Source organism: Halolactibacillus halophilus (assembly GCF_900115605.1).
GTDB classification, from domain to species: Bacteria; Bacillota; Bacilli; order Bacillales; family Amphibacillaceae; genus Halolactibacillus; species Halolactibacillus halophilus.
This window is the reverse complement of record NZ_FOXC01000087.1, coordinates 1-1,568: the sequence shown is the minus strand read 5'-3', so window position 1 is coordinate 1,568 and position 1,568 is coordinate 1. Positions and strand designations below refer to the sequence as shown.

General features: G+C 38.7%; 1 protein-coding gene. It reads right to left on the bottom strand.

Annotation, left to right across the window (positions count from 1 at the left end; all coding sequences use genetic code 11):
* Positions 1-77: 77 nt before the first annotated feature.
* Complete coding sequence (locus BM098_RS13210) at positions 78-1,409, bottom strand: ISL3 family transposase (protein ID WP_089834124.1); 1,332 nt, start codon at positions 1,407-1,409, stop codon at positions 78-80.
* Between the last annotated feature and the right edge of the window lie 159 nt (positions 1,410-1,568).

Below are 1,568 nucleotides of genomic sequence, written 5' to 3'. Positions count from 1 at the left end.
GGTTCTTTGTCAAATGGTGTTGGTGAGAAGTTTTAACCAATAATTTCAAGTTTATATTTCACATGTTTCGGCTCTTTTTATGCAGCTGAAACATGTGTTTTATTTTGTGTTTTTTTCTTCTGTGGTTCAACTGGTTTGTACGCAAAATGTAAAAGAATTCTGTTCTTGTAGTTTTTGAAATTACGATAGCCGTATGCGACGCGATTTAAGACTTTGATTTTGTTATTAATACCTTCAATGCGACCGTTATTGTACGTATAGTCAAAGCTATTTTGAATGTGTGGTAAATGTTCTTTTAACGTCTTTATACTCGTTTTCATATAACTAGAAATATTATCATCGAGTTTTCCTTTCACGATCTCTTCGAGATCGTCATGATTCCTATCATCAAAAGCTTTAAAGAAGCGTTGGAGTAAGTCATGGTTAGCTTTTAGTTCATCAGAATACTCTAACATAGTATCCACAACAGATTTAGATGGGAGTTGCCCGAACATGGTATAGTGCTTATATTCTGTACTTGAAAGGTCTTCGCTTGGTTTTAACATGAGTCGCCAGTATCGCTTGAGCCGACGGTATTTCTTTTTGTCTTCGCCGTTTGATGTATTAAATGCTTGCATGATCTTGACACGCGTTTTATTCATCGCTCGCGTCATCAATTGTACGATGTGGAAGCGATCGATAATAATCTTAGCGTTAGGAAACAGATCCTTAATCACGCCTTGATAACTCGCATTCATATCAATCGTCACTGTCTTCACTTTCTTGCGCTGTTTAAAAGTGAAATACGTCGTAAAGTGGTTGCGAATCGTGCGCCCATCACGTTGTGGGAGTATATCTAAGAGATCACCAGAAGCCACATCAATATAGATAAAAGCCATCTGTCCTTTAGCGACTTTAAATTCATCAAAAGAAAGGTTCTCAGGTAACGTCCGATCATACGTTTGAAGCTCTTTACTCGCCCTATTAATTTCACGTTGAATCGTTGTTGGAGAAACAGCACAATCACGGGCAATATCCTTTATTGAACGGGCTTCAGCTGTTTTTATCCCCGCCTGAAGGCGCGTATCTTTCGAGATGAAACACCCTTCGTCAACTAGCGATGTTTTCGCCACGAACGTTGTCTGGCATTGTTTACAATAGAAGCGTTGTTTTTTTAATTCGAGATACGTCTTTTTCGTTCCCCCAGCGGGAATAACGATCGTTGACGTCTTCGTGCCATTTTTAATAATAGTGTCGTCTTCATTTTCGGCGTGACAGCGGTCACAGTGCGTCGGAGTATATGTGAGTGTTCCTTCTAGAAATGTGCAAGCATGGCCATTCTTTGTGCCCGCGCGGGCACAATCCTCTTTAAAGTTAATATTTTCATCTTGAATGTCAAAGAGAATTCTTATAGTATTAGATATAGACAAGTGGGTTCCCTCCTAATGGTTTTGTGGTTAAAACTAATATTACAGGGAAACTCACTTGTTTTCTACATTTAGGCAGAAATAAGGTGCTAGTGAGTTATTTAAGTGAGCAATCTCTGTCTCACTTAAAATCCCTTCACCAACACCAAATATTATACAACC